Here is a 26,198-nt window from a genome sequence, read left to right on the forward strand (position 1 = left end):
CGGTGCCCGTTACGCTTCCGGCGCATGGACAGGACGGCGGCGGCGCGGGCGACGGGGTGGCTGCTCACCGGCGTGCCCGTCGGCGCGCTGCTGTCCGTGGGGCTGCCGCTGCTGGTGGCGTTCGGGATCGTGGGCCTGCCGGTCCTGGTGGGCGTGCCGGTGCTGATCGGCGCCCCGCTCGTCGGCGTGCCCGTCGCCGCGGTCGAACGCCGCCGGCTGCGCCTGCTCGGCGTCGCGCTCGCCGACCCGCACCGCGATCCGGGGCGGCCCGGGCTGTCGGCCTGGGTCACCTGCCGGTACCGGGAGCCGGCGACCTGGCGGGATCTCGGCCACGCGCTGGTGACCGCGGTGCTGTGGCCGCTGGACCTGCTGGTGCTGGTCTGCGCGCTGGGCACGCCGCTGACCCTGCTCACCGCGCCGCTGGTCGAGGCGCGCTACGGCGAGGTGAAGCTGCTCAAGGCGGTGCTGGTGGAGGATCCGTTGCTCGCCTGGGCGGCCGTTCCGTTGGGGCTGCTGGCGCTGGCCGCCGCCGGGTACGCGCTGGTGGCGTACGCGCGGGTGCGCGTCCTGCCGGCCGAGGCGCTGCTGCGGCCCCGCGCCGGCGGTGCCCGCGACGTGATCGAGAGCCGGGCGCGGCTGGTCGACGCGTTCGACGCCGAACGCCGCCGGATCGAACGGGACCTGCACGACGGCGCGCAGCAACGCCTCGTGGCGCTCGGCCTCACCCTCGGCCTGGCCCGCGTCGCCGACCCCGCCGAGCTGCCCGAACTGGTCACCAAGGCGCACGAGGAGGCCGGACGCGCCCTGGCCGAACTGCAGGAGCTGATCCACGGCATCCACCCGCGCATCCTGACCGACCGCGGCCTGCCCGCGGCGCTGGCGGAGCTGGCCGACCGTTCGCCCGTGCCGGTCGACGTGCGCGTGGCGCTCCCGCGGCGGCTGCCCGGCCCGGTCGAGGCCGGCGCCTACTTCGTGGTGGCCGAGGCCCTGACGAACGTCGCCCGGCACGCCGGCGCCACGCGCGCGGCCGTCGACGGCCGGCTGGACGGGCACCGCCTGGTCGTGGAGGTGCGCGACGACGGCCGCGGCGGCGCCGACCCGGCCGCCGGCAGCGGACTGACCGGGCTGGCCGACCGGGTCGCCGTCCTCGACGGCACACTGACCCTGGACAGCCCGCCCGGCGGGCCGACCTCGCTGAGAGTGGAGATACCGTGCGGGTAGTCCTCGCCGAGGACGGGGTGCTGATCCGGGAGGGCATCGCCGGACTGCTCACCCGGTTCGGGTTCGACGTGGTGGCGGCCGTCGGCGACGCGCCCGCGCTCGGCTCCGCGGTGTCGGCGTACGAGCCGGATCTCGTCGTCACCGACGTGCGGATGCCGCCCGGGCACGCCGACGACGGCCTGCGCGCCGCGGTGGCGCTGCGGGCGACCCGGCCCGCGCTGGCCGTTCTGGTGCTGAGCCAGTACATCGAACTGACCTACGCCGCCGAACTGCTCGACGCGCCGGGGAAGGCCGGCGTCGGCTACCTGCTGAAGAACCGGGTGACGGACGTGCACACGTTCGTCGACGCGGTGCGCCGGGTGGCCGGCGGCGACACGGTGGTGGACCCGACGGTGGTGCGCCAGATGGTGCGCCGCAAGCGGCATCCGCTGGAGCGCCTCACCGAACGGGAACGCGAGGTGCTGGCGCTCATGGCCGAGGGCAGGTCCAACACGGCGATCGCCCGCGCCCTGGCCGTCACCGAGGCGGCGGTGGCCAAGCACATCACCGGCATCTTCACCAAGCTGGACCTGCCGCCCAGCGACGGCGACAACAGACGCGTCCTCGCCGTCCTGACCTACCTCACCGGGACCGGCTGAGCCCACCACCACGGGGTCGGGGTGCCCGGCGGGAGCGCCACCGTGAGGCGTTGCGTGGGGCGGGTCAGCGCCACGTACAGGTCGCTGAGCCCGCGCGGCGACGCCGCCACGATGGCGTCCGGGTCGTACACGACCACCGAGTCGAACTCCAGCCCCTTGGCCTCGGGCACGCCGAGCACGCTGAGGCCGGGGCGGGGCTCCGGGCGTTCCCCCGAGGTGATCAACGCGACGGTACCGGGACGGGACAGCTCCTCGGCGAGCACGGCGGACACCTCGTCGGTCGTGATCAGGCGCGGCGCGATCCCGGTGGCGCGGACGGCGCGCGGCGCGGGCAGCGTCGGGTCGATCCGGGCGAGGACCCGGCCGGCGACCGCCATGATCTCGGCCGGCGTGCGGTAGCTGACGGTCAGCTCCGCGGCCCGCCACCGGTCCGCGACGTAGGGCGACAGCACCTCGCCCCACGAGCGCGCCCCGGCCGGGTCCCCGGTCTGCGCCAGGTCTCCCACGATCGTCATGGAACGGCTCGGGCAGCGCCGCATCAGCGCCCGCCACGCCATGGCGGACAGCTCCTGCGCCTCGTCCACGATCACGTGCCCGAACGCCCACCGGCGATCAAGCGCGGCCTTCTCGGCCGTGCTGCGCGGATCCCGTTCCTCGTGCCGCCCGGCGAGCAGCTCGGCGGTCACGATGTCCGAGGCGGAGAGCACGTCGTCCCAGTTGTCCTCGGCGTCGGTCGAACGCGACCCCTCGGTCAGGTCGAGGACGCCCTGCGCCCAGGCGAGGCGTTCGCGGCGCAGCCGGGCGGCCTCGGCCCGCGCCGCGCGGTCGTCCTCGCCGAGCAGCTCCGCCGCCTCGTCCAGCAGCGGCGCGTCGGCCGCGCTGAACCCGCCCTCCGGCAGCCGGTACAGCAGCACCCGTTCCGCCTCGGTCAGCATCGGGGCCGCCGAGTCGACCAGATCCGGATCGGCGAACAGGTCGGCGAGCAGCCGCTGCGGCGTGAGCACCGGCCACAGTTCGTCCAGGGCGAAGCGGATCGTCGGATCCTCGGCCAGTTCCTTGCGGATGTCGGCCACGTCGCCGGGGGCGAGCAGGTTCGTCCCGGTGAACGGGTCGGCGCCGACGCGTTCGGCCTCCCGCTCGGTCAGCTCGTCCAGCAGCGCGTCGTCGAAGTACGGCTTGGCGAGGTTGTGCAGCAGGCCGGTGGCGCGGGCCCGATGGCGTGCCGCGGCCACGGCCGGCCGGTCCAGCACGATGTCGTCGTTGATCACCCACGGCTCGCCTTCGTCGGGGACCCGCTGCCGGTCGCGGATCGCGCGCGCGATGACGTCGACCATGACGGCGCGGCCCTTGACCCGCGCGGCCTCCGGCGACTCGGCGCGCCGCCCCGTCACGCCGGGGAAGAGGTCGCCGACCGTCCACAGCAGCACACCCGTCTCGGCGAGGCTCGGCAGCACGTGCTCGATGTAGCGCAGGAACGTGTCGTTCGGGCCGACCACCAGCACGCCCCGGGAGGCCAGCCGCTCCCGGTGGGTGTAGAGCAGGTAGGCCGCCCGGTGCAGTGCGACGGCCGTCTTGCCGGTGCCGGGGCCGCCCTGCACCACCAGCACACCGGCGAGGTCGCTGCGGATGACGGCGTCCTGCTCGACCTGGATCGTCTCGACGATGTCGCGCATGCGGCCGGTGCGGTGCGCGTTCAGCGCGGCGAGCAGCACCGACTCGCTGGTCAGCGAACCGTCGTGGGTACCGCCGGCCGCCGCGGCGAGGTCGAGGAAGTCGTCCTCCACGTCGGTGACGACCCGGTTGTCGGTGCGGATGTGCCGCCGCCGGGTGACGCCCTCCGGCGAGGCGGCGGTGGCGAGGTAGAACGGCCGGGCGGCCGGCGCGCGCCAGTCGACCAGCAGGGCGTTGTGCTCGCCGGTTCCGTCGCGCAGGCCGATCCGGCCGATGTGGTGGTGGGTGCCGTCGACCCGGTCCACGCGGCCGAAGCACAGCCCGTGCTCGACCGCGTCGAAGCGGGCGACGTCGCGGGCGTAGCGGTCGGCGAGGGCGTCGCGGTGGCTCAGGCCCTGCTTGTTGGTGCCCACCTCGCGCAGGGTGTCGGCGAGGCGGGCGGCGGCGCGGTCGCGTTCCGCGTCGAGCCGGGCGTAGAGGGTGGTGAGGTGCTGCTGTTCTTCGCCGATGACGGGACTTGACATCCGGCTTCCCCCTGGGCCTATAATGGGATCTGTAAGGCGGCACTTGTGCTGCCTATTTTTCGTGCACGGATCCCGGATTCTAGTCCGGCGGGCCGCTCTCGCACACCCCTCGTGTCGGGTTCAATGGCGTGGATCGTTTCGAGGGCCGCTGCCGGTTCGTGGTGAGCGCGGCCGAGCCGCCGGGTCGATAGGGTCGCGGCCATGGGCGCTGCCGCATCGAACACACTCGCCGTCCCCGGCGCCACGCTCTGCTACGAGACCCGCGGCGCAGGGCCGATGTTCCTGCTGATCGGGGGCGGGCCCACCGACGCCGCGGCGTTCGAGGGACTCGCGGCCGCGCTGGCGTCCCGCTTCACCGTGGTCTCCTACGACCCGCGGGGGAACTCCCGGAGCAAACTCGACGGCCCCCCGTCCGACCAGTGGGTCGAGACCCACGCCGACGACGCCCACCGGCTGCTCGGCGCCCTCGGGACCGAGCCGGCGGCCGTGCTCGGCGACGGCACCGGCGCCCTCGTCGGCCTCGAACTCGTCACCCGCAACCCCGCGCAGGTGCACACCCTCGTGGCGTTCGAACCGCCGGCGCTGCACCTGCTGCCCGACGCCGACGCGCTGCGCGAGGACGCCGAGGCCCTGCACGGGACCTACCGCCGGGCCGGCGCAGCCGCCGCGTTCGCCGCCTGGCGGCCCGGCCCGACGGCGGCGGCCCTGGCGACGAACGCCCGCGAGGCCGGCAACTTCGCCTACTACGTGGAGCACGTGCTGCTGCCGTTCGGCGACTACCGAATCGAGGTGGGCGCGCTGGCGGCGGCGTCGACGCGGATCGTGGTCGCCACCGCACCGCAGCCCGCCCACCGGCCGGCGGGCCGGGCTGCGCTGGCGCTCGCGGCGTTGCTGGGCAAGGAGACCGTCACGCTGCCCGCCGCCCCGACGGCCCCCGCGGCCGACGAACTGGCGGCGGCGCTCACCCGCGCGGCGATCCCCGACTGATGTGGCGCGCGGCGACCCGAGCGGTCCGCGGAGCCGTCCCTGACCGGCCTTCCCTGACCGCCATGATCCGCGCGACCGGACCTAGCCGCGGCCGTGCGGCGTCTCCCACAGCGCGGGGTCGGGGCCGAGCGGCACGATGCGCGTCGGGTTGATCCGTTCGTGGGTCACGTAGTAGTGCCGCTTGATGTGGTCGAAGTCCGTGGTGCTACCGAAGCCGGGCGTCCGGTACAGGTCCCGCGCGTAACCCCATAGGTGCGGGTACTCGGCGAGCTTGCGCAGGTTGCACTTGAAGTGGCCGTGGTAGACGGCGTCGAAGCGGACCAGGGTCGTGTACAGGCGCACGTCGGAGTCGGTGATCGCGTCTCCGTGCAGGTAACGACGTTCTCCCAGACGCTCCTCGAGAACGTCCAGTCGCGCGAACAGCGCGTGGAACGCGGCCTCGTACGCCGACTGGGTGGTGGCGAAGCCGCACCGGTACACCCCGTTGTTGACGTCGCGGAACAGCTCGTCGTTGAGCGCGTCGATCTCCGCGCGCAGCGGCTCGGGGTACAGGTCGGGCGCACCCGGCCGGTGCAGCGGCGCGAACGTCGTCTCCCAGGTCAGCGTCAGCCGCGGATAGTCGTTGGAGACGACGCGGGAGGTGACGGTGTCCCAGACGGCCGGCACGGTGACGCGCCCCTCGAAGGCCGGGTCGGTGCCCAGGTACAGCTCGGACAGGTAAAGCGCACCCGTCACGGGGTCGCGGCCGTCGGGGTCCAGGGTGAAGCGCCACCCCTTCTCGTCGCGGATCGGGTCGACAATGCGCAGCGGCAGCGCCTCCTGGAGCCCGAGCAGCTCCCGCACGATGATCGAACGGTGCGCCCACGGGCAGGCCAGCGACGCGTAGAGCACATAGCGGCCGGCCTCGGCGGTGACCGGATCGGTGAACCGGTTGGGCTGGCGGACGAACTCCCCGGAGGGAGCGGACTCGCGGGAGAACTGCGCCGCCGTCTCTCTCATGTCCTCCACAATGCCAGTGTTTTCCCCAGCGTCGCGCCACGGCCGGCCCGACGAGCAGCAGGAGCACCCCGCCCGTCCGGCGCGCGTCAGCGGCGGCTCAACGGCTCAGCAGGGGCCATCCCGCACGTCCGCCGTCAGGTGCTGGTGCGCGAGGCCGCCGCTCACCGACAGGCACACGGGATGCAGTCCCGCGCTGTTGGTGATCTGGTACCGGTCCCGCCCGGCGTCGTCCTCGGCGCGTACCGGCCCGCAGCCGTCCCGGTCCGGCGGCGGCGTCGAGTTCGCCCTGGACGCCGACGAGGCCGGGGCGGCCCGCCGGGTGGCCGTCGCGGTGCTCCAGCCCGTGCGCGGCGTCCCGGGTGGCCCGGTCGACGGCCCGCGCGTCCAGCGGCCGGCCCGCCGGGGTCGCGGGGCCGAGCAGCGCTACGACGAGACAGGCGACGGCGGCGGTCAGCCCGAACGGCCGAACCCGGGCGAGTGACCGTTCGGTGGGCAGCGGGATGCCCCGCGCCCGGTAGCGCCACTCGTGGCGGCGCAGCCACCCGGCACCGCCCATGATCCCTACGTGCAGCGCGACCGCTGCGGCGCTCAGCCAGCCGCAGGTCCACAGCGTCAGGAAGGCTCCTTCGCTGAACCGCCCCACAAGCCACCCCCGTGACCGTCGGTATAGACAGTCACTACGGTAGCGAAGGACATCACTGCACGGCGGCCGCCGGCTCCTCCCGCCACAGCTTCTGGCCGCTCTCGGGCAGCGTGTCGATCGGGTCGTAGTACGGGTAGCGCCGGTCGAGGGCCTGCTCGTCGTCGGCCTCGATCGAGGTGCGGTAGTTCTTGGTCCAGTAGCTGATGCCGCGCTCGCGGTCGTACTCGGTGAGCATGTGCACCCACCGCTTGCCGACGAACGGCACGTCGCACACGATCCGCGGGGTCGCGTAGCCGGGCAGGTAGCCCATGATGTCGTGCTGCAGTTCGGTGGCGCGGGCGACGGAGACCCGCCAGTGCTCGGCGTTGGGGATCATGTCGCACATGTAGAAGTAGTACGGCAGGATGCCGGCCTCGCCCTGCAACGCGAAGCAGAGGTCGAGCAGGTCGGCCGCCTCGGCGTTGACCCCGCGCAGCAGCACGCCCTGGTTGCGCACGTCGCGCACGCCGACCTCCAGGGCCGTCTGCGCCGCCTTCGCCACCAGCGGGGTGAGCGAGTTGGCGTGGTTGACGTGGGTGTGGATGGCCAGGTTGACGCCGCGGCGGGCGGCGGTGCGGGCGACCCGTTCGAGGCCCTCGACGACCTCGGGCTGCAGCCAGTGCTGCGGCAGGCCGGCGAGCGCCTTGGTGGCCAGCCGGATGTCGCGGATCGTGGTGATCTCCAGCAGCCGCATCAGGAACGACTCCAGGTTCTTCCACGGGACGTTCGCCACGTCGCCGCCGGAGACCACCACGTCGCGCACCCCGGGATGGCCCTTCAGGTAGGAGATCATCGCGTCGTACCGGTCGACCGGCTTGAGCGTGAGCTTGAGCTTGTCCACGCTCGGCGTGGAGTTGCCGACGAGGTCCATCCGGGTGCAGTGACCGCAGTACTGCGGGCAGGTCGGCAGGAGTTCGGCGAGGACCTTGGTCGGGTAGCGGTGCGTCAGCCCCTCCGCGACCCACATGTCGTGCTCGTGCAGCGAGTCGCGGCTGGCCATCGGGTGCGAGGGCCACACCGGGTGGCGGTCGGAGGCGACGGGCAGCATGTACCGGCGCACCGGATCCGCGTAGAACGCCTCCGTGTCGGGCACCGCGTCGGGCACCATCGTGTTGATCATCTGCGGCGGGAGCAGCATCGACATCGTGGCGAACCGGGCCTGGTCGTCGGCGAGGTCGGCGTAGAAGCGCTCGTCGACGGTGCCGCCGAGGAGGGTGCGCAGCTGTTTGGCGTTCTTGACGCAGTGCACCCGCTGCCACTGCGCCGACTCCCACTGCTCGCGGGTCACGTCGCGCCAGCCGGGGAAGCGGGTCCAGTCGGGCTCGACCAGTTCCCGCCGCCGGTAGACGTAAGGCTGTGCGACCATGACGGCCTCCCTGGAAAATCTCCGGTGATCTCGCTAGTCTGCCGGATAATGTTGCGCGTTGTCGACGGGAGGCGCGATGAATTCGCCGATCGGCCTGCACCGGGTGCTTGCGCCCGCCGGTGTGCTGCCGCAGGCCGCGCAGCGCCTGGACGCAACGCCTGCGATCGCCGAGGACGAGGTGCGCATCCGCGTCGAACGGCTCAACCTCGACGCGGCCAGCTTCCGCCAGCTCTCCACCGTGCACGACGGTGACGGGGAGGCCGTGAGAAAGGCCGTCCTGGAGACGATCGAGAGCCGCGGGAAGATGCACAACGCGGTCACCGGTTCCGGTGGCATGCTCATCGGCACCGTCGACGAGGTCGGGCCGGCGTCGCCGCTGGGCCTGAAGCCGGGGGACCGGGTCGCCACGCTGGTCTCGTTGACGCTCACGCCGCTCGCCGTCACCGACGGGCTGGCCCGCTGGGACGGGCGCAGCGAGCAGGTGCCGTGCGACGGGCACGCGATCCTCTTCGGGCGTTCGATCGCGGCGGTGCTGCCCGACGATCTCGCGCCGGAGCTGGCCCTCGCCGTCTTCGACGTGTGCGGCGCCCCGGCCCTGGTGGACCGGGTGGTGCGCGGCTACGACCGACCTACCGTCGCCGTGCTGGGCGGAGCGGGCAAGAGCGGTTCCCTCGCCCTTGCCGCCGCCCGTCGGGCGGGCTCGAGCCGTTCGACCGCGGTGGTAAGAAGCGCGGAAGAGCGTGACGCGCTGGCGGCGGCCCGGGTGTGCGACCGGATCGCGATCGCGGACGCCCGCGATCCGGTCGCCACCGCCGCGGCGGTGGGGGAGCCGGCGGACGTCACCGTCGTCTGCGTCGACGTCCCCGGGTGCGAACACGGCGCCGTCCTGTCGACCGCGCCGGGCGGGACGGTGATCTTCTTCTCGATGGCCACCTCGTTCGCCGCGGCCGCGCTCGGCGCCGAGGGCCTCGCCGCCGACGTGACGATGATCATCGGGAACGGCTACCTGCCCGGCCACGCCGCCTTCGCCCTCGACCTGCTGCGCGCCGAGCCCGGAGTGCGCGCGCTGTACGAGTCCCGCCTGGCGGCAGACTGATCGGCATGACGCGCACGACGCTCTACCGCGGCGGCCCGGTGTACAGCCCCGCCGACCCGACCGCCACCGCCCTGCTGGTCGACGACGACCGCATCGCCTGGCTCGGTCCCGCCGCCGACGCGCCCACGGCCGACACCGTCGTCGACCTCGACGGGGCGCTCGTCACGCCCGCCTTCGTGGACGCGCACGTCCACACCACCTCCACCGGGCTCACCCTGCGCGGCCTCGACCTGGCCGGGACCCGGTCGGCGGCCGAGGTCCTCGAGCGGGTGTCGGCGTTCGCGGCGACGCTGCCGCCGGACGCCGTGGTGCTCGGCCACGGTTGGGACGAGAGCCGCTGGCCGTCGCCCGTTCCGCCCGCTCCGGGGGAACTGGACCGCGCCGCCGCCGGCCGCCCCGTCTACCTGTCCCGCGCGGACGTGCACTCGGCGGTCGTCTCCTCGGCGCTGCTGTCCCGCGTGAACGCCGACCGCCCCGGCCACGGCGCCGACGGGTGGCTGCGCCGCGACGCCCACCACGACGCGCGCACCGTCGCCCTGGCCTCGGTCAGCGCCGCCCAGCGCGGCGACGCGCAGCGGGCCTTCCTGGCGTACGCCGCCGCGCTCGGGATCGCCGCCGTGCACGAGTGCGCGGGCCCGGTGATCTCCTCGGAAGAAGACCTGACCGGCCTGCTGAAGCTGACCGGCGGCCCGGCGGTCTACGGCTACTGGGGCGAACTGGGCGCCGCCGCCAAGGCCCGCGACCTCGGAGCCGTCGGCGCCGGCGGGGACCTGTTCGCCGACGGGGCGTTCGGCTCGCACACGGCTCACCTGCGCAAGCCGTACCTCGACCGGGACACCTCCGGCCACGGCTACCTGACGCCGGCGCAGGTCGCCGACCACCTGGTGGACTGCCAGCGGCACGGTGTGCAGGGCGGGTTCCACGCGATCGGCGACGCCGCCCTGTCGACCGTGCTCGCGGGGTTCGCCATGGCGGCCGCGCGCACCTCGGTCGACGCCGTGCGCGCCGCGCGGCACCGCGTCGAGCACGCCGAACTCCTCGACAAGGCGCTGATCGGCGGGCTGGTCGAGTTCGGGATCGTGGCGAGCGTGCAGCCGGCGTTCGACCGGTTGTGGGGCGGCGCCGGCGCCATGTACGCCACCCGCCTGGGGGCCGAGCGCGCACTCGCCACGAACCCGTTCGGCGCGATGGCGGGCGTGGGGGTGGCGCTGGCGTTCGGGTCGGACTCGCCGGTGACGCCGCTCGACCCGTGGGGCGCGGTGCGGGCGGCCGCCTCGCATCACAACCCCGTCCAGCGGCTGGGGGTGCGGCAGGCGTTCGCGGCGCACACGCGGGGCGGCTGGCGCGCGGTCGGCGACGACGCCCACGGCGTGCTCGCCCCCGGGGCGCCGGCCACCTTCGCGCTGTGGCGGGACGCGGGCCCACTGGTCCGCGGCCTGCCCGCGATGGACGCGGCCACCCCGGCATGCGCCGGCACGGTGCTGCGCGGCGTGCCCATCCACGGCGAGGTAGGTGCCCTGCGATGACCTTGCGCGTCGATCTTGCAGTTGTGGCGACCGAGACGTCCGTTCGTGCGGTGGTATGTCCTCACCACAACTGCAAGATCGACGAAGGAGGCTGAGGTGACGGCGAAGCTTGCGCTGGACGCCGACCAGGTCGCGCGCGCCCGGGAACTGGCCGCGATCGCGGGGGCGCCGGTGGTGGAGCTGGCGCGCTCGCACACCACCGTGGCCGTGGAGCGGGCGACGCTGCGGCTCGCGGGCCTGGGCGGCGCCGACCCGGACGGCATCCCGTGGGTGAACCGGCTCGTCTCGGCCGTCGTCGAGCAGGTCGGGCTCGAACACGGCGTCAGCGGCCCGGTCTTCGGCGCCCTCGCCCGGGGCGATTCCACCGACCTCGTGGCGTTGGCCCAGCGGGCGGCGGCCGGGTCGGTCGACTTCACCGTGCCGGCCGGGAAGGCCCGCACGGCCGCGCACCGGCTCGGCACCCGCGCGGTGCGCGACGGGCTGCGCACCGTCGACCGCCGGCGGGCCGAACGGGAGCGGCTCGTCAAGCGCCTCGGCGACCCGCCGCAGCGCCCCTGGATCTACCTCATCGTGGCCACCGGCGACATCTACGAGGACATCCCGCAGGCGCAGGCGGCCGCGCGCGCCGGCGCCGACGTCATCGCGGTGATCCGTTCGACGGGGCAGTCGCTGCTGGACTACGTGCCCGAGGGCGCCACCCGCGAGGGCTTCGCCGGCACCTACGCCACCCGGGAGAACTTCCGCCTGATGCGCGCCGCCCTCGACGAGACGTCGAAGGAACTCGGCCGCTACGTGCGCCTGACCAACTACGCGTCCGGGCTGTGCATGCCGGAGATCGCCGCCCTCGCCGGTCTCGAACGCCTCGACATGATGCTCAACGACTCGATGTACGGCATCCTGTTCCGCGACATCAACCCGGTGCGCACCTTCGTCGACCAGCGCTTCTCCCGGCAGATCCACGCACGCGCGGGCATCATCATCAACACCGGCGAGGACAACTACCTCACCACGGCCGACGCCGTCGAGGCGGCCCACACGGTGACCGTCTCCCAGCTGCTGAACGAGTTCTTCGCGCACGAGGCCGGGCTGCCCGACGCGCAACTCGGCCTGGGGCACGCGTTCGAGATCAATCCCGACGTCAAGGACTCGTTCCGGCTCGAACTGGCGCACGCGCTGCTGGCCCGCGAGCTCTTCCCGGACGCGCCGCTGAAGTGGATGCCGCCGACGAAGCACATGACCGGCGACGTGTTCCGGGGCAACCTCCTCGACGGGTTCTTCAACCTCGCGGGTGTGCTCACCGGCCAGTCGATCCTGCTGGTCGGCATGATGACCGAGGCCGTCGTGACGCCGTGGCTCTCCGACCGCGACATCGCCCTGCAGAACGTGCGGTACGTCCTGGACTCCTGCGGGGGACTGCACGAGGACTTCGTGCCCGCGCCGGGCGGGTTCGTGCAGAAGCGCGCGGCCACGGTGCTGGCGGAGGCCGTCACGCTGCTCGAACGGATCACCGACGAGGGGCTGCTCTCCTCGATCGCGGACGGGACGTTCGGGATCATGAAACGGCCGCCGGACAAGGGGCGCGGTCTCGACGGGGTGGCCCGCCGGGCGGACGACTTCTGGAACCCGGCCGTCGCCCTGCTGGACGGGGGTGCCGCGTGATCGTCCGGCCTTATGGGGACACCACCGGGGACGGGATGGTGCAGGTGTCGTTCACGCTGCCCGTTCCGCACGACCGGCGGGCCGAGGGGGCGGCGCTGCAACTGGCCGGCAAGATGGGGCTCGACCCGGCGATGGTGGTGCACGCCAAGCAGATGGGCACCGGGTTCACCTTCTTCGTCGTCTACGGGCGGGTCTCGCACCTGGTCGACACCGATCGGGTCACCGTGGTCGAACGCGACTTCCCGCTCCTGGCCGCCAAGGACGTCAACGCGGCGGTGCGCTCCCGGTTGCGGCGCAAGCTCGTGGTCGTCGGCGCCTGCATCGGCACCGACGCGCACACCGTCGGCATCGACGCGATCCTCAACATCAAGGGCGTCGCCGGCGAGAAGGGCCTGGAGTACTACCGCGAGCTGCGGGTCGTCAACCTGGGCGCCCAGGTGCCGGTGCCGGACCTGGTGCGCGCCGCCGGTGCGGAGAAGGCCGACGCGGTGCTGGTCAGCCAGGTCGTCACGCAGCGGGACGCGCACCTGCACAACACCCGGGAGATGTCCGCGGCGTTCCGCGAGGCGTTCCCGGCGGCCCGCCGGCCGTTGCTGGTCGTGGGTGGTCCCCGCTTCGACGAGGCGATGACGGGGGAACTGGGCGTCGACCGCATCTTCGGCCGGGGCACCACCCCGCGCGAGGTCGCCTCGTATCTCGTGCACGCGTTGATCGAACGGAAGAAGGCCGCCTGATGCTCGGAACCACCGTGACGCACCGCCGCTACGTGCCCTACTCGCACGCGCACTACGCGGGCAACCTGGTGGACGGCGCCTACGCGTTGGGGCTCTTCGGTGACGTGGCGACCGAGGTGTGCATCCGCACCGACGGCGACGAGGGGCTGTTCGCCGGCTACTCGTCGGTGCGGTTCGTGGCCCCGATCCGGGCCGGCGACGTCGTCGAGGTGACCGCGAGCGTGACCCGGGTCGGCACCCGCAGCCGGGAGATCGAGTTCTCCTGCGCGGTGGTGTGCCGCGGCAATCCCGAACGGGGCCCGTCCGCCGCCGACGTGCTGGACCCGCCGGTGGTGGCCGTGGTGGCCACCGGCACCGTCGTCGTCCCGGGGTGAGCGCGCCATGCCCGCTGCGCGGGCTTGTTGCGTGTGTGGACGTCGGGTCGACGTTCACGAAAGCGGCGATCGTCGACCTCGACGCCGGCGAACTGGTCGCGACCGGCGCGCACCGCACCACAGTGGACGGTGACGTGCTGGACGGCCTCGACGCCGCCGTCGCCGCCACCGGCCACACCCCGGAACGGATCCTCGCCTGCTCCTCGGCCGGCGGCGGCCTGCGCCTCGCGGTCGTCGGCTACGAACCCCTGGTCAGCGCGCAGGCCGGGCACCGGGTCGCCCTGTCGGCCGGGGCCCGGGTGGTGCACGTGCACGGCGGCTCCCTGGACGGCGCCGCGCTGTCCGCCCTGCGGGCCGCCCGGCCGGACGTGGTGCTGCTGGTCGGCGGCACCGACGGCGGCGACGCGGAGACGTTGCTGCACAACGCCGGCCGGCTCGGCAGGGCCCGGTGGCGGGGGCCGGTCGTGCTCGCCGGCAACGCCGACGCCCGCGACGACGCGGTGGCGGCGCTGGCGGGTGTGCCGGTGACGGCCTGCGCCAACGTCCTCCCGCACATCGGCGAGCTGAACCCAACCCCGGCCCGCGACGCCATCCGCGCGGTCTTCCTGCGGCACGTGATCGGCGGCAAGCGCCTGTCCCGCGGCCCCCGCTTCGCCGAACTGGTCCGCGCGCCCACGCCCGACGCCGTGCTGACGGGGGTCGAACTGCTCGCCGATCACCTGGCGGGTGACCTGCTCGTGGTGGACGTCGGCGGCGCCACGACGGACGTGTACTCCGCGCTGGTCCCCGACGGCGCGGTGCACGAGGTCGCCGGTGTCTCGTGGCGCTCCCGCACGGTGGAGGGCGACCTGGGCGTGCGCTGGTCCGCCCCGTCGCTGCTGGAGGCGGCCCGCGCGGAGCGGCTCGAGGCGGACGACCGGTCACGAAAGCACCCCGACCCGCGCCCGACAGGTGCTTCCGCGACCGGTCGTCCCGGCGCGTCCACCGGAGCGGCCGGCCAGGAGGGGACCGGTGGGCTGGACGAGGCGGCCGCCGCGCGGGGGGCCGAGCCGGGGCTGCCGGGCGATCCGGCGGTCGACCTGCCGCTCGCCGGGCTGGCGGCAACCGTCGCGCTGCGGCGGCATGCGCGGGGGGAGAGCGTGCGGGTCGCTGGGGTCGAGGCGCGGCGCGGGGGGCGTGATCTTCGTGACGTCGTGCTCGTCGTCGGGTCCGGCGGGGTGCTGCGCCACGCCGACCCGGCCGCCGCCCGCGCGGTCCTCGCCGCGGCCGTGTCCGACACCGCGGGCGGCTGGGCGCTGCCCCGTTCCCCCGAGATCGTGATCGACACCGACTACGTCCTCGCCCCGGCGGGCCTCCTCGCGGCCGAACATCCACGGGCGGCGATCAGCCTATTGCGACGTCACCTGCACGTTCAGTGATCAACTTCGTGCCACTCCGGCGCGACACGCCGCTTTCGTGGATCTCGGCACAGGGACCCGGTTGACACGGGGCCGGGTCAGGCACGTACCGTCGTTGGGTCCTTTCGGCGTGCGGCTCGGTCCGCTCCGCCTCTTCGTCCAGGCGTGACTCCGCGGATCATCCCGATCCGCCCCGGGTCGCGTTTCGGGCGGGGGTCGGCGGGGCGGCGCGGACCGGCCGCATCCGGTGTGGACAGTGGGAGCCGGGGTCAGTAGACAACGGGTCTGGGCGTGCAGCCGGCGCGCACAGGCTTGGAACGAAGACCACGTGCCGCCCGCTGTCGCACCGGCCGGTGAGGGCCTGGGAGCGCGGGGCGCGATCGGTTCGCCGGTCGCGCCCCGATCTGTGTTCAAGGGCGGCCGTCCTGGGAAGTTTCCCAGCACGCCGAATGCATGCCGGGACGAGATCGGCGCGTTATTCGGGCACTGCACAATAGAGGCCGATCCGGCAGATGTCGCCGATCGCGAGCGGCTCGCCGGACGGGAGACCAGAGTGACGATGGTGCGGGAGCGGCCCGTGGAAGCGGCCCCGCCGACCCGCCGGCTGCCGGGCTTCGTGATCCCGTCGGCGCTCGCCGTCGCCTCCGGGGTCGCGCTGCTGCTGGCGTTCCCGTCGTACGACCAGTGGTACCTGGCGCCGGTCGGTGTCGCGCTGCTGGCCCTCGCCGCCCACGGGCAGCGGATGCGGTTCGGGGCGCTGCTCGGGTTCGTCAGCGGGGCGCTGTACCTGGGGATCATGCTCTATTGGACCGGGCTGCACGTCGGGGCGTTCCCGTGGCTGGCGCTGTCCGCCCTGCAGGCCGCGTACCTGGCGCTGATGGGGGCCGCGACGGCGTTCGTGTCGCCGCTGCTGGCCGGCCGGCCGTGGCTGTGGGGGCCGGTCACCGGCGGGCTGTGGGTCACGCAGGAGCTGCTGCGGGGGACCACGCCGTTCGGGGGCTTCCCGTGGGGGCGGCTGGCGTTCAGTCAGGCGGACTCGCCGCTGCTGGCGCTCGCGGCGCTCGGGGGTGCGCCGCTGGTGACGTTCACCGTGGGGGTGATCGGCGGACTCCTGGCCGGCGCCTGGGTCGTCCTGCGCGCCCACGGCGGACGCCCCCCGACACCCGACCTGCGCCGCCTCGGCGCGCTGCTCGGCACCGCGGTCGTGCTCGTGACCTCCGGGCTGGTCGTCGCGCCGTTGACGCCCGAGCCGGCGGGGCGCGCGGTCACCGTCGCGATCATCCAGGGCAACGTCCCGCGGATGGGCTTCGACTTCAACGCCCAGCGCCGCGCCGTCCTCGACAACCACGTCAGCCGGACGCTCGAGCTGGCCCAGCGGGTCGCGGCCGGCCAGGCCGCCCGCCCCGATCTCGTGATCTGGCCGGAGAACGCCTCCGACATCGACCCGCTGACCAACGAGGACGCCGCCGCGCAGATATCCCGGGCGGCCGACACCATCGGGGTGCCGATCCTGGTCGGTGCCGTCCTGCACGACGACCACTCGGACAACATCCTCAACGCCGGCCTGATCTGGCATCCCGGCACCGGCGCGGGTGACCGCTACATCAAGCGCCATCCGGTGCCGTTCGGCGAGTACGTCCCCTACCGGTCGTTCTTCCGGGTCTTCTCCAAGCAGGTGGACCGGATCCGGTCGGACTTCATCGCCGGGGACCGCCCCGGCGTGCTCACGCTCGGCCCCGCCACGGTCGGGGACGTCATCTGCTACGAGGTCGCCTACGACGGGATCGTGCGCGACACGGTCACCGGCGGTGCCGGGCTGCTGGTCGTGCAGACCAACAACGCGACGTTCAACCTCGCCGAGTCGGAGCAGCAGCTGGCCATGGTGCGGTTACGCGCTGTGGAACACGGTCGACCCGGGCTGATGGCCTCGACGGTCGGCGTGTCCGGATTTGTCGATGCGCGCGGTCACCTGTACGGTGCGACATCGTTCTTTAAACCTGCCGTCGTGGTGCGAGAGATGCGTCTGGGAGCCGGACGTACGCTGGCAACCAGGCTCGGTGCCGTGCCGGAGTACCTGATGGTCGCCGGTGTGCTCGTGGCGCTGTTCCTGGTCGCACGGACCCGCCGGAGAGCCGCCCCCGCGAAGGAGGACACGTGACCGACGCCCCGTCCAACCCGTCCGACGGTGCGCTGGAGGGCTACCCCGGCGTGGGTCGCGTTCTGGTGGTGATCCCGACGTACAACGAGGCCGAAAACGTCCGGATCATCACCGGGCGGGTGCGCGAGGCCGTTCCGCAGGTCGACATCCTCGTCGCGGACGACAACAGCCCGGACGGCACCGGCGCCATCGCCGACGAGCTGTCCGCCGCCGACCCGCAGATCCACGTGTTGCACCGCCCGGGCAAGCAGGGCCTCGGCGCGGCGTACCTGGCCGGGTTCCAGTGGGCGCGCGAGCACGGGTACGACGCGGTGTGCGAGATGGACGCCGACGGGTCACACGCTCCGGAGGAGCTGCACCGGCTCCTGGACGCGCTCAAGGACTCCGACGCGGTGCTCGGCACCCGGTACATGCCGGGCGGCAAGGTCGTCAACTGGCCGTGGAACAGGCTCGCCCTGTCCAAGGCCGGCAACTTCTACATCCGCATGGCGCTCGGCGTGCCGTTCAAGGACGCGACCGGCGGTTACCGCGCCTACCGGATGCCGGTCCTCGACAAGATCGAGGTCGACAACGTGCTCTCCCAGGGCTACTGCTTCCAGACGGAGCTGGCCTGGCGGGCGCACCGGTCGGGCTGCAAGGTCGTCGAGGTGCCGATCACGTTCGCCGAACGCGAGCGCGGGGTCAGCAAGCTCAGCTCCAACGTCGCGCGCGAGACGCTGATCCGGGTCACCGGCTGGGGTTGGCAGACCCGTACCGCGCCGATCCGCAAGCGGTTCGGGAAGCGCCGGACCTGATCATGCTGCGCCGCTGGCTGAGCGTTCTGGCGATCGTCGGGGTCGTCGTGCTGGTGGGCGAGCTCGCCCTGCTCGGCGTCGTCATCTGGAAGGTCGGGCTGCCGATCGCGCTCGCGCTGGTCCTGGCGAAGCTGGTGCTCGGCGGCTGGGCGTTGCAGCGCGAGGGACGGCGGGGCTGGCGACGGTTCCAGGACGCCGCGTACGCCCGCCGCCCGCTGGGTCCCGAGGCGACCGACGGGGCGGTCGGGATGTTCGCCGCGCTGCTGGTCCTCCTGGGCGGGTTCGTCAGCGCGGTGGTCGGCGGGGTGGTGCTGATCCCGCCGGTGCGCCGCTGGGTGGCCCGCGTCGTCGGGCGGCGGATCGAGGGGCGGCTGACGCCGGACCTCGCCGGCAGCGTGTTCGGGCCGCGCCGGATCAAGGTGCGGCGGGAGGGTTCGATCGACGGCGACGTCGTCACGCCCACCCCCGATCCGGACCGCGCGGGGCCCGCGCAGGAGACCCGGGTTCTCGAAGGGGAGATCCTTCCGCCGCCCCCCGAGCGCGCCTGAACCCCTACCCTGGCGCGTGCGCCGCGGTGTAGGCCGCGAACGGCGGGATGCCGACCTCGGCACGCCGCTGGTCCATGCGTTCGGGCTCCTCGACGGGCCACGGCACCGGCCGGCCGTCCTCGACGCCGGCGATCTGCGTGCCGTACACCTGCGGGCGCCCCTCGTTGGTCAGCATCCGGTCCCGCAGGAACGCCAACTGCGCGGCGTCCGCCTGCCCGTCCGCGACGGCCCGCTCCATCAGCCGCACGGCCCGCCGCTGCACGTCGAGCTGCCGGTCGGCGTGCTGGGCGATCAGCCACGCCCGGCGGGCCCCTTCGGCGCCGACGAGCGCCACGGTCGGCCAGCCGTGTTCGTCCATGATCTCGGCCAGCCGGTCGGCGTTGTCGGTGGTGATGCGCCGGTGCGCCAGCTGCTTCGCGGCGTCGTCGCCGAACGGGTTCGGCTGCGCGGCCTTGTCCTCGTCGGTGCGGCGGATCAGTTCCTCGGCGAGGGCCTTGTGGGTCGGTGAACTCATGCGGAAAACCGTAGGCGCGCCCAGGGGCGGAAAATTCGGCCTTCGGGACGATGATCCACAGGGGTCCCGCCGGCCATACTTGAATGGTCCCCCCGACAACCGCCTCAGGCGATCGTGTGCGGGGCCATCAGGCGCTGGCACTCGGCGAGGTGCGCGTGCACCCGCAGGCGCAGGTTCAGCGCCCGGCCGGCGAGGCGGGTCGCCGGGTCGGCGTTCTCCATCGCGGCGATCAGGCGGGGCAGGTCGGCGTCGGTGCGCCCGGTCGTCCCCGAGCCGGCGAGCACCTCGTTCCAGCGCTCGGTGAAGTCGGCGCGGTGCACGGTGCGCATGGCGGCCGAGGCGTCGGCGACGGTGGGGCGTTCGAACCCGTACACGGCTGCGGTGGTGCTCATCGTTCGGCCCTCCTGGCTGGCTCTCGGTGACCGGACCAACTTTGGGCGGTGGGCCTAAACGGCGGCTCAAGGCGATCTACGGTTCGGTGCAACGGCGTGGCGGAGCCGCGGGCTACCCGGTGCCGGTGACCGTTCCGGTGCGGGCGCGGCGTTTCTGGGGAGCGATGTCTCAGATCGCCCCGGTCCCGGCCGACTCGGTACGACGTGACCACGATGCGCCCGCGCTGGACGGTGAGCCGCAAGATCTATCTCGTCCTGGGCGCCGCGGCCGTCGGACTCCTGATCATCTCGGCGGTCTCCTACGGCTCGATCAGCACGCTGAACGGCACCGCCCACGCGCGCGCCCTGACCTACGAGACGCTCGGGCACATCGACGCGGTCGAGATCGGCCTGCGCGACGCCGAGGCGGGCCAGCGCGCCTACCTGCTCACCGGGCGGCAGGACGCGCTGGCGCCGTACGAGGAGGCGCAGAAGTCGCTGCTGTCCGAGGTCGGCGCGCTGAAGGAGCTGACCGCCGACAACCCCGCGCAGCGCAAGCGCGTCGGCGAACTGGAGCCGCTGGTGCGCACCCGGCTCGACGAGCTGAAGTCCATGGTCGACCTGCGCGCCGGCGCGAACGGCCTGGACGCGGCCGTGGCGGCGATGACGTCCGGATCGGGCCGGGCGACGTCGGACGGCATCCGTGCGCTGCTCGGCGACATGGAGACCGACGAGCGCACGGAGTTGCAGGAGCGCCAGGAGGCCGTGGCCGCGTCGGTGGCGTTCGCGTACACGCTGCTGCTGGTCGGCACCGGGCTGGTGCTGCTGTTCATGGCGGTGGCCGGGACGGTGCTCGGGCGGCGGATCTCCGGCCCGGTCCGCGAGGTGACCGCCGCGCTGGCGGCGCTGGAGCAGGGTGACCTGACGGTGAGCGTGCCCGTTCAGACCTCCGACGAACTGGCCGTGATGGCCCGTTCGTTGAACGGCGCCACTTCCGGCCTGCGCGAGATCATCGGCGGCCAGATGAGCGGCGCCGCCGTCACGCTGGCGGCCGCGGCCGAACAGCTCACCGCCATCAGCGCCGAACTGGAGTCCGGTGCGAAGGAGGCCGCCGAGCGCGCGTCGTTCGCGACGACGGCCACCGACGGGGTGAACGCCGGCGTGGAGACGATCGCGGCCGGCGCGGAGCAGATGACCAGTTCCATCTCGGAGATCGCCTCGAACGCCATGCAGGCCGCGCAGATCGCCCAGGAGGGCATGGCGACGGCGACCCGCACCACCGGTCAGGTCGCCGAACTCGGCACCGCCAGCGCGGAGATCGGCGACGTCGTCAAACTGATCACCACCATCGCCGAGCAGACCAACCTGCTCGCCCTGAACGCCACCATCGAGGCGGCCCGCGCCGGCGAGCTGGGCAAGGGCTTCGCCGTGGTGGCCGGCGAGGTCAAGGAACTGGCGCAGCAGACCGGCAAGGCGACCGAGGAGATCACCGCCCGGATCGGCGCGATCCAGGCCTCCAGCGCGACGGCCGGCTTCGCGATCGAGGAGATCAGCGGCGTGATCAGCCGGATCGGCGAGTACACGACAATGATCGCCTCGGCCGTGGAGGAACAGACGGCCACCACGCAGGAGATGACCCGGACGGTCGCGGAGGCGGCGGAGAACAGCGGCGACGTGGCGCGCACGGTCTCCGGGGTGGCCGAGGTGGCGCAGGCGACGGCCGACGGCGCGATGGCGACCAAGATGGCGGCCACCGACCTGTCCCGCCTGGCGGCCGACCTGACGAACGTCGTGAACCGCTTCCTGCACTAGCCGAACGGGAAGCATGCAGAAAGGCCGTCCCCCGCAGCTGTTTCGCGGGGGACGGCCTTTCTGTGAGGCGCTTACGCGCTGGGGCGCCCGCGCCGGGCGCGGACCTCCTCCAGACGCTCGGACAGGATGTCCTCCAGCTCGGCGATGGAACGCCGCTCGAGGAGCATGTCCCAGTGGGTGCGCGGCGGCTTGGCCTTCTTCTGCTCCGGCTCGCTGCCGTCGACCAGGCGCGCGACACTGCCGTCGAACTTGCACTCCCAGGTCATCGGGACCTCGGCGTCGACGGCGAAGGGCACCTCGAAGCGGTGGCCCCTGGCGCACAGGTACTCGCGAGTCTGTCGCGGAGCCAGCTCGGTGTTGCGGTCGGACTCGTAGCTGACGGCTCCGAGGCGGCTCCCGCGCAGCATGCGCTCGCCCATGGTCGGATCTTCCCCTTCGCATAGTGGTGCGGGTCAGGCGGTACAACGACACGACCCGGGTCGACAATTCCCCAGGTCAGGCTGATGGGGACGTCTATTGAGGGTAACTGCCCCCCGCACGGTTTCGCAGCGGCCGCGTGAGAGCCGCCGCTTGTGTGTCGTATACACCAAATGTTACCGGCGCGTTCGCCCGTTCGACCACCCGACCCGGGTCGGCGCAGGTCAGCGCGGAATGTTTCACTGGGAAGGCATGGCAGACAACCGTGCTCCTTCGCATCTCGTCGAGTCCTACGTGACCGCGTTCGGCTCCGGCGGCAACCTCGATGAGCTTTACGAGCCCTGCTGGTCGTGGAGTGGGCGCTGCGCGGCAGCGGGCCGCGCGGCCCGGTGGACCTCTCCGGCACGGCCACCGACGTGGCGCGGCGCGGTCCCGACGGTCACTGGCGTTACCTGATCGACAATCCCTTCGGAACGTCCTGAGCCGTCCGGCCGACCCTGTGTGATCAGTGTCGTTACCATCGCACCCGCGGCCACTGCCGGCTGCCCGGAAGGAGTGACCACCCGTGGTCTTCAGACGAATGATGCAGGCCTTCGGCGTCGGCGGGCCCTCCGTCGACACCGTGTTGCACAACCCGAACACCCGCCCGGGGCTGCCCCTGCCCGGCGTGGTCAACGTCCAGGGCGGCGACCACGCCGTCGACATCGACTACATCGCCCTGAGCCTCGTGACCAAGGTCGAGGTGGAGCACGAGGACGGGGAGTACGACTCCACGGTCGACTTCCACCGGCTGAAGGTCACCGGTGCGTTCCGGCTGGAGAAGGGCCAGCCGCTGCAGGTGCCGTTCCAGTTCCCGGTGCCGTTCGAGACGCCGATCACGGAGCTGTACGGGCAGCGGCTGCACGGCATGACCATGGGTCTGCGCACCGAGCTCGAGGTGGCCCGCGCCCTGGACAAGGGTGACCTGGACGCGATCAACGTGCACCCGCTGCCGGTGCAGGAGCGGATCCTCGACGGGTTCGCGCGGCTGGGCTTCCGCTTCAAGAGCGCCGACCTCGAACGGGGCCAGCTGCGCGGCGTGCGCCAGACGCTGCCGTTCTACCAGGAGATCGAGCTGTACCCGTCGCCGCAGTACTCCGGCAAGATCAACGAGGTCGAGGTGACCTTCGTGACGAACGAGCACGCCGTCGAGGTGCTCCTGGAGTTCGACAAGCGGGGCGGGCTGCTGACCTCCGGCGCCGACACGTTCAGCCACTTCACCGCGTCGCACCACGACGCCGACCGGGTCGACTGGACCTCCCAGGTGCAGGGCTGGGTCGAGCAGGCCGTGCAGCGCCGCGGCGGCTTCTTCCACTAGGTCCTGTCTCGCGGAACGGGATGCGGCGAGCCGTCGACGCCGCATCCCGACAACGCTTCGCTTCTTGACCGGCAATATTGTCGGTGGCATGGTGTGCCCATGATCGAGGTAGCCGTGATCGAGGACCCCGCCGCGGCCGAGGCCTCGCTGGACCCCATCCGTTCGCGCCTGCTGGCGGCCCTGACGGAGCCCGGCTCGGCCACGATGCTCTCCGCGAAGGTCGGCCTGGCCCGTCAGAAGATTAACTATCACCTGCGCACCCTCGAGTCGCACGGCCTCGTCGAGCTGGTCGAGGAGCGGCGCAAGGGCAACGTCACCGAACGGGTGCTGCGCGCCACCGCCGCCTCGTACGTGATCTCGCCCGCCGCCCTCGCCGCCGTGGCGCCCGACCCGGACCGCGCACCGGACCAGTTCTCCGCGCACTGGCTGCTCGCCCTCGCCGCGCGCATGGTCAGCGACCTGGGAACGCTCATCGCCGAGGCGGCCCGCGCCCGCCGGCCGGTGGCGACGTACGCCATCGACACGCAGCTCGACTTCGCCAGCGCGAAGGACCGGGCGGAGTTCGCCCGCGAGCTGACCCACGCGGTGCGCACGCTCAGCGCCAAGTACCACGCCGCGGACACCCCGAACGCCCGCCCGCACCGGCTCGTCGTCGCCCTGCACCCGACGGTTCGCCAGGAGGCTTGACTCTCCCGCGACGGGAGACTCCACGCTTGGTTCCACCGAAGGGAAAGGAGCCCGACATGGAGAACCCGTACGCGGACGAGGCGCGCGAGCGCTGGGGCGACACCGACGCCTACCGCGAGTCGCAGCGGCGCGCGTCGACGTACACGCCCGCGGACTGGGAACGCATCAAGGCCGAGGGAGCCGAGGTCAGCCGCCGGCTCGTGGCGGCGCTGCACGCCGGCACCCCGGCCGACGACCCGGCCGTGATGGAACTGGCCGAGGAGCACCGGCGGCAGATCAGCCGCTGGTTCTACGAGTGCGGCTACGACATCCACCGCGGGCTGGCCGACATGTACGTGGCCGACCCGCGCTTCACCGCCACCTACGAGGAGCAGGCGCCGGGGCTGGCCCGGTACCTGCACGACGCCATCCACGCCAACGCGGCCCGCGCTCAGGGTTCGTCGGTGTAGAGCGCGCCCAGCCGCAGACCGGGCTCGCGGTGCAACGCGTGCCGCGCCCGGTCGTAGCGGCGGGTGGTGCGCGGGTCGGCGTGCCCCAGGGCGTCCTGCACGTCCTCGAGGGCGATGCCGAGATCGCGGGCGTTCGTGGCGAACGCATGCCGCAGCGAGTGCGGCGACAGCCGGTCCGCCGAGGGGATCCCGGCGGCGCGTGCCGTCCGGCGCACCAGCCGGAACACCGCCGCCGGATCCAGCCGCCCGAGCACTCCCGACGCGGGCCGCGTGGCGAACAGCGGGCCGGGCGCGTCGCCGCGTTCGCGCAGGTACTCGTCGAGCGCCTCGAGGGTGTGCGGGGCGAGGGCGCGTTCGCGCAGCTTGCCGCCCTTGGCCGTGTAGCGCAGGGTGCGGTAACCGCGGTTGTGGCCCAACGCGTCGACGTCGAGGCCGGTCACCTCGCCGACCCGCAGGCCGAGGTCGGCGAGCAGCCGCAGCACGGCCCGGTCCCGCAGCGCGGTGTGGCGCCTGGCGGGTGGGGCCGGTGCCAGTTCCATATCGGCTTGTCGAAGTAGTTTTTGGACCTCCTCGACGGAGAGGCCGGCGGTGGTCGAGGCGTCGCGGTCGACCCTCGGGCGCTTCACGGCCGTGACCGGATTGCCCTCGGCGGCGCCGTTGGCGTGCAGGTAGCGGTACCAGCTCGACAGCGCGGACAGCCGCCGGTGGGCGGTCGACGGCGCGGTCGCGGCGGGCAGCTGGGCGCGGTAGCGGCCGAGGTCGGTCGGGCGGGCCGCGAGGGGGTCGAGGCCGTCGCGCTGGCACCAGGCCAGGAAGTCGGCGAGGTCGCGGAAGTAGGCGCGGCGGGTGTGCGCCGAACGGGCCTCGGCGAGCCAGGCGGCGGTGAGGGCGCGGGGGCCGTAGCGGGGGTCGCCGTCGGGGAGGGTCGGCAGGGCGTGGACCGCCTGCTCGACGGCGCCCTCGGTGCTCGTCGGCGGGGCGTCGTGATCCGCAGTGGGTCGTGCCGGGGCGTGGAGGACCGTGCCCTCGAGTGCGGCCCGCGTCCGGGCGGTGGGCGCACCCGCGGCGGGCGTGGCGTGCCCCGAGGTGGCCGGCGGCGTCGCGTGGTGGCCCGCGGGCGGAGGGGCGGCCCGCGGGGTCGGGTCCTTTGTCGCGGCCGGCGGCCCGTCGGGCCGGAGCGGATCAAAGGGCGCATTCATGCGGGTAAGGCTACGGTGGCGACGTGCGGTTCGTGATCTACGGCGCGGGTGCCGTCGGCGGTGTCATCGGTGCCCGGCTCGCCGCCGGCGGCGCCGACGTGGTGCTCATCGCGCGGGGCGCGCACCTCGAGGCGCTGCGCCGCGACGGGCTGCGGGTCGAGTCGGCCGCCGGGTCCGCGCGGTTCGCGCTGCCCGCCGTCGGCGCGCCGCAGGAGATCGACTGGCGCCCCGGCGACGTCGTGATCCTGACGGTCAAGAGCACCGAGACCGCGGCCGCTCTCGCCGCGCTGGCCGCCTGCGCGCCGCCGGACGTTCCGGTGGTGTGCGCGCAGAACGGCGTCAGCAACGAGCGCGCCGCCCTGCGGATGCTGCCCGACATCTACGCGCTGTGCGTGATGTTGCCCGCCGAACACCTCAGCCCGGGCGTGGTCGTGCAGGGCTCCTCGCCCGTGCCGGGGATCCTGGATCTCGGCCGCTACCCGCGCGCCGTCGACGCCACCGCCGAGGCGGTCGCCGGCGCGCTGCGGGCCGGCGGCTTCGACTCCGTCGCGCGCCCCGACGCGATGCGCTTCAAGTACCGCAAGCTGCTGCTCAACCTCGGCAACGCCCTCGAGGCGCTCTGCGGCCGGCTGGACGACGGGGCGACCGAGGCGCTGGACGTGCTGCGCGCCGAGGGCACGGCGGCCCTGGACGCGGCCGGCGTCGACTACGCGTCGGCGGCCGAGGACCGCGCCCGCCGGGGCGACACGCTGCGGGTGGACGTGCCGCGCGGCGGCGGTTCGACGTGGCAGAGCCTGCGCCGCGGCACGGGTCGCGTCGAGGCCGATCACCTCAACGGGGAGATCGTCCTGCTCGGCCGCCTGCACGGCGTCCCCACCCCGGCGAACGACCTCGTCCGGCGCCTGGTCAACGCCGCCGCCCGGGCCGGGAGGCCGCCGGGGGAGCTGACGCCGTCCGCGTTCCTGCGCCTGCTGCGCCGATAGGCGGGCCCGCCGGGCGCATCATCGCGCTCGTCGGG

The 26,198-nt window shown here is 73.4% G+C and carries 25 protein-coding genes and 1 pseudogene; 19 read left to right on the plus strand and 7 right to left on the minus strand.

Annotated elements, in window-relative coordinates:
• Positions 1-24 precede the first annotated feature (24 nt).
• Positions 25-1,221, plus strand: coding sequence for a sensor histidine kinase (locus tag Val02_RS47270; protein ID WP_239152751.1), 1,197 nt, complete (start codon positions 25-27; stop codon positions 1,219-1,221).
• On the plus strand, positions 1,212-1,859 hold the full coding sequence (locus Val02_RS47275; protein WP_239152752.1) for a response regulator: 648 nt from the start codon (positions 1,212-1,214) through the stop codon (positions 1,857-1,859). Before Val02_RS47270 ends, Val02_RS47275 begins: the two co-directional genes overlap by 10 nt.
• Here Val02_RS47275 and Val02_RS12045 read toward each other — a convergent pair.
• Positions 1,838-4,054, minus strand: a complete 2,217-nt coding sequence (locus Val02_RS12045) for a HelD family protein (RefSeq protein ID WP_203899059.1) — start codon at positions 4,052-4,054, stop codon at positions 1,838-1,840. The two genes, Val02_RS47275 and Val02_RS12045, sit on opposite strands and share 22 nt — an antisense overlap.
• 201 nt (positions 4,055-4,255) lie before the next feature.
• Here Val02_RS12045 and Val02_RS12050 point away from each other — a divergent pair, with 201 nt between their 5' ends.
• Positions 4,256-5,041, plus strand: coding sequence for an alpha/beta fold hydrolase (locus Val02_RS12050; protein WP_203899060.1), 786 nt, complete (start codon positions 4,256-4,258; stop codon positions 5,039-5,041).
• Between the two features lie 81 nt (positions 5,042-5,122).
• Here Val02_RS12050 and Val02_RS12055 read toward each other — a convergent pair whose 3' ends face one another.
• Positions 5,123-6,040 carry a glutathione S-transferase family protein gene (locus Val02_RS12055; protein ID WP_203899061.1) on the minus strand — a complete coding sequence of 306 codons (918 nt, stop codon included), beginning with the start codon at positions 6,038-6,040 and terminating at the stop codon, positions 5,123-5,125.
• 199 nt (positions 6,041-6,239) lie between these two features.
• On the opposite strand from Val02_RS12055, the gene Val02_RS12060 reads away from it, so the two are divergent.
• On the plus strand, positions 6,240-6,521 hold the full coding sequence (locus Val02_RS12060; protein WP_203899062.1) for a hypothetical protein: 282 nt from the start codon (positions 6,240-6,242) through the stop codon (positions 6,519-6,521).
• 214 nt (positions 6,522-6,735) lie between these two features.
• Here Val02_RS12060 and Val02_RS12065 read toward each other — a convergent pair whose 3' ends face one another.
• Positions 6,736-8,088 carry a KamA family radical SAM protein gene (locus tag Val02_RS12065; protein WP_203899063.1) on the minus strand — a complete coding sequence of 451 codons (1,353 nt, stop codon included), beginning with the start codon at positions 8,086-8,088 and terminating at the stop codon, positions 6,736-6,738.
• 76 nt (positions 8,089-8,164) lie between these two features.
• Here Val02_RS12065 and kdd point away from each other — a divergent pair, with 76 nt between their 5' ends.
• The 9 genes from kdd to Val02_RS12110 all read left to right on the plus strand — a co-directional run bounded on the left by kdd (position 8,165) and on the right by Val02_RS12110 (position 18,374).
• Positions 8,165-9,184: an L-erythro-3,5-diaminohexanoate dehydrogenase gene (gene kdd, locus Val02_RS12070; RefSeq protein ID WP_203899064.1), complete on the plus strand. Its 1,020-nt coding sequence runs from the start codon at positions 8,165-8,167 to the stop codon at positions 9,182-9,184.
• Between the two features lie 5 nt (positions 9,185-9,189).
• On the plus strand, positions 9,190-10,710 hold the full coding sequence (locus Val02_RS12075) for an amidohydrolase (RefSeq protein WP_203899065.1): 1,521 nt from the start codon (positions 9,190-9,192) through the stop codon (positions 10,708-10,710).
• Between the two features lie 96 nt (positions 10,711-10,806).
• Positions 10,807-12,369 (plus strand): lysine 5,6-aminomutase subunit alpha, encoded by a 1,563-nt coding sequence (kamD, locus tag Val02_RS12080; RefSeq protein ID WP_203899066.1) that lies wholly within the window; start codon positions 10,807-10,809, stop codon positions 12,367-12,369.
• The gene (gene kamE / locus Val02_RS12085; RefSeq protein WP_275415566.1) at positions 12,366-13,103 is read left to right on the plus strand and encodes a lysine 5,6-aminomutase subunit beta; all 738 of its coding nucleotides are present in this window, start codon (positions 12,366-12,368) and stop codon (positions 13,101-13,103) included. The genes kamD and kamE overlap by 4 nt, the downstream gene beginning before the upstream one ends.
• Positions 13,103-13,477 carry a 3-aminobutyryl-CoA ammonia lyase gene (gene kal / locus Val02_RS12090; RefSeq protein ID WP_203899067.1) on the plus strand — a complete coding sequence of 125 codons (375 nt, stop codon included), beginning with the start codon at positions 13,103-13,105 and terminating at the stop codon, positions 13,475-13,477. The genes kamE and kal overlap by 1 nt, the downstream gene beginning before the upstream one ends.
• Complete coding sequence (locus Val02_RS12095) at positions 13,474-14,895, plus strand: glutamate mutase L (RefSeq protein WP_239152755.1); 1,422 nt, start codon at positions 13,474-13,476, stop codon at positions 14,893-14,895. The genes kal and Val02_RS12095 overlap by 4 nt, the downstream gene beginning before the upstream one ends.
• A gap of 538 nt (positions 14,896-15,433) precedes the next feature.
• Positions 15,434-17,032: an apolipoprotein N-acyltransferase gene (lnt, locus tag Val02_RS12100; RefSeq protein ID WP_203899182.1), complete on the plus strand. Its 1,599-nt coding sequence runs from the start codon at positions 15,434-15,436 to the stop codon at positions 17,030-17,032.
• Complete coding sequence (locus tag Val02_RS12105; protein WP_203899068.1) at positions 17,029-17,826, plus strand: polyprenol monophosphomannose synthase; 798 nt, start codon at positions 17,029-17,031, stop codon at positions 17,824-17,826. Before lnt ends, Val02_RS12105 begins: the two co-directional genes overlap by 4 nt.
• A 2-nt stretch (positions 17,827-17,828) precedes the next feature.
• Positions 17,829-18,374: an FxsA family protein gene (locus tag Val02_RS12110; protein WP_203899069.1), complete on the plus strand. Its 546-nt coding sequence runs from the start codon at positions 17,829-17,831 to the stop codon at positions 18,372-18,374.
• Between the two features lie 4 nt (positions 18,375-18,378).
• Here the strand turns inward: Val02_RS12110 and Val02_RS12115 are convergent, their stop codons facing one another.
• Both Val02_RS12115 and Val02_RS12120 read right to left on the minus strand, forming a co-directional pair.
• Entirely contained in the window at positions 18,379-18,888 is a 510-nt protein-coding gene (locus Val02_RS12115) for a DUF6624 domain-containing protein (RefSeq protein ID WP_203899070.1), read from the minus strand.
• Positions 18,889-18,992: 104 nt separating this feature from the next.
• Complete coding sequence (locus Val02_RS12120) at positions 18,993-19,280, minus strand: hypothetical protein (protein ID WP_203899071.1); 288 nt, start codon at positions 19,278-19,280, stop codon at positions 18,993-18,995.
• Between the two features lie 213 nt (positions 19,281-19,493).
• Between Val02_RS12120 and Val02_RS12125 the strand changes: the two genes are divergently transcribed.
• Complete coding sequence (locus tag Val02_RS12125; protein ID WP_239152794.1) at positions 19,494-21,071, plus strand: methyl-accepting chemotaxis protein; 1,578 nt, start codon at positions 19,494-19,496, stop codon at positions 21,069-21,071.
• A 71-nt stretch (positions 21,072-21,142) separates the two neighbouring features.
• Here the strand turns inward: Val02_RS12125 and Val02_RS12130 are convergent, their stop codons facing one another.
• Positions 21,143-21,490, minus strand: coding sequence for an RNA polymerase-binding protein RbpA (locus Val02_RS12130; RefSeq protein ID WP_203899072.1), 348 nt, complete (start codon positions 21,488-21,490; stop codon positions 21,143-21,145).
• A gap of 336 nt (positions 21,491-21,826) precedes the next feature.
• Between Val02_RS12130 and Val02_RS12135 the strand changes: the two are divergent.
• The 4 genes and pseudogenes from Val02_RS12135 to Val02_RS12150 form a co-directional block, all read left to right on the plus strand.
• Positions 21,827-21,970 (plus strand): annotated as a pseudogene (locus tag Val02_RS12135) (Cif family virulence factor); the annotation flags it as partial.
• Positions 21,971-22,053: 83 nt separating this feature from the next.
• Positions 22,054-22,845, plus strand: coding sequence for a sporulation protein (locus tag Val02_RS12140; protein ID WP_239152757.1), 792 nt, complete (start codon positions 22,054-22,056; stop codon positions 22,843-22,845).
• 99 nt (positions 22,846-22,944) lie between these two features.
• Positions 22,945-23,532 (plus strand): ArsR/SmtB family transcription factor, encoded by a 588-nt coding sequence (locus Val02_RS12145; protein WP_203899073.1) that lies wholly within the window; start codon positions 22,945-22,947, stop codon positions 23,530-23,532.
• Positions 23,533-23,588: 56 nt separating this feature from the next.
• Complete coding sequence (locus Val02_RS12150) at positions 23,589-23,981, plus strand: TipAS antibiotic-recognition domain-containing protein (RefSeq protein WP_203899074.1); 393 nt, start codon at positions 23,589-23,591, stop codon at positions 23,979-23,981.
• On the opposite strand, the gene Val02_RS12155 is transcribed toward Val02_RS12150, so the two are convergent.
• Positions 23,963-24,913, minus strand: a complete 951-nt coding sequence (locus tag Val02_RS12155; protein ID WP_239152796.1) for a tyrosine-type recombinase/integrase — start codon at positions 24,911-24,913, stop codon at positions 23,963-23,965. The genes Val02_RS12150 and Val02_RS12155 overlap by 19 nt on opposite strands.
• A gap of 290 nt (positions 24,914-25,203) precedes the next feature.
• Here Val02_RS12155 and Val02_RS12160 point away from each other — a divergent pair, with 290 nt between their 5' ends.
• Positions 25,204-26,163, plus strand: a complete 960-nt coding sequence (locus Val02_RS12160; RefSeq protein ID WP_203899076.1) for a ketopantoate reductase family protein — start codon at positions 25,204-25,206, stop codon at positions 26,161-26,163.
• Positions 26,164-26,198 lie beyond the last annotated feature (35 nt).

Source organism: Virgisporangium aliadipatigenens (assembly GCF_016863615.1).
GTDB lineage: Bacteria > Actinomycetota > Actinomycetes > Mycobacteriales > Micromonosporaceae > Virgisporangium > Virgisporangium aliadipatigenens.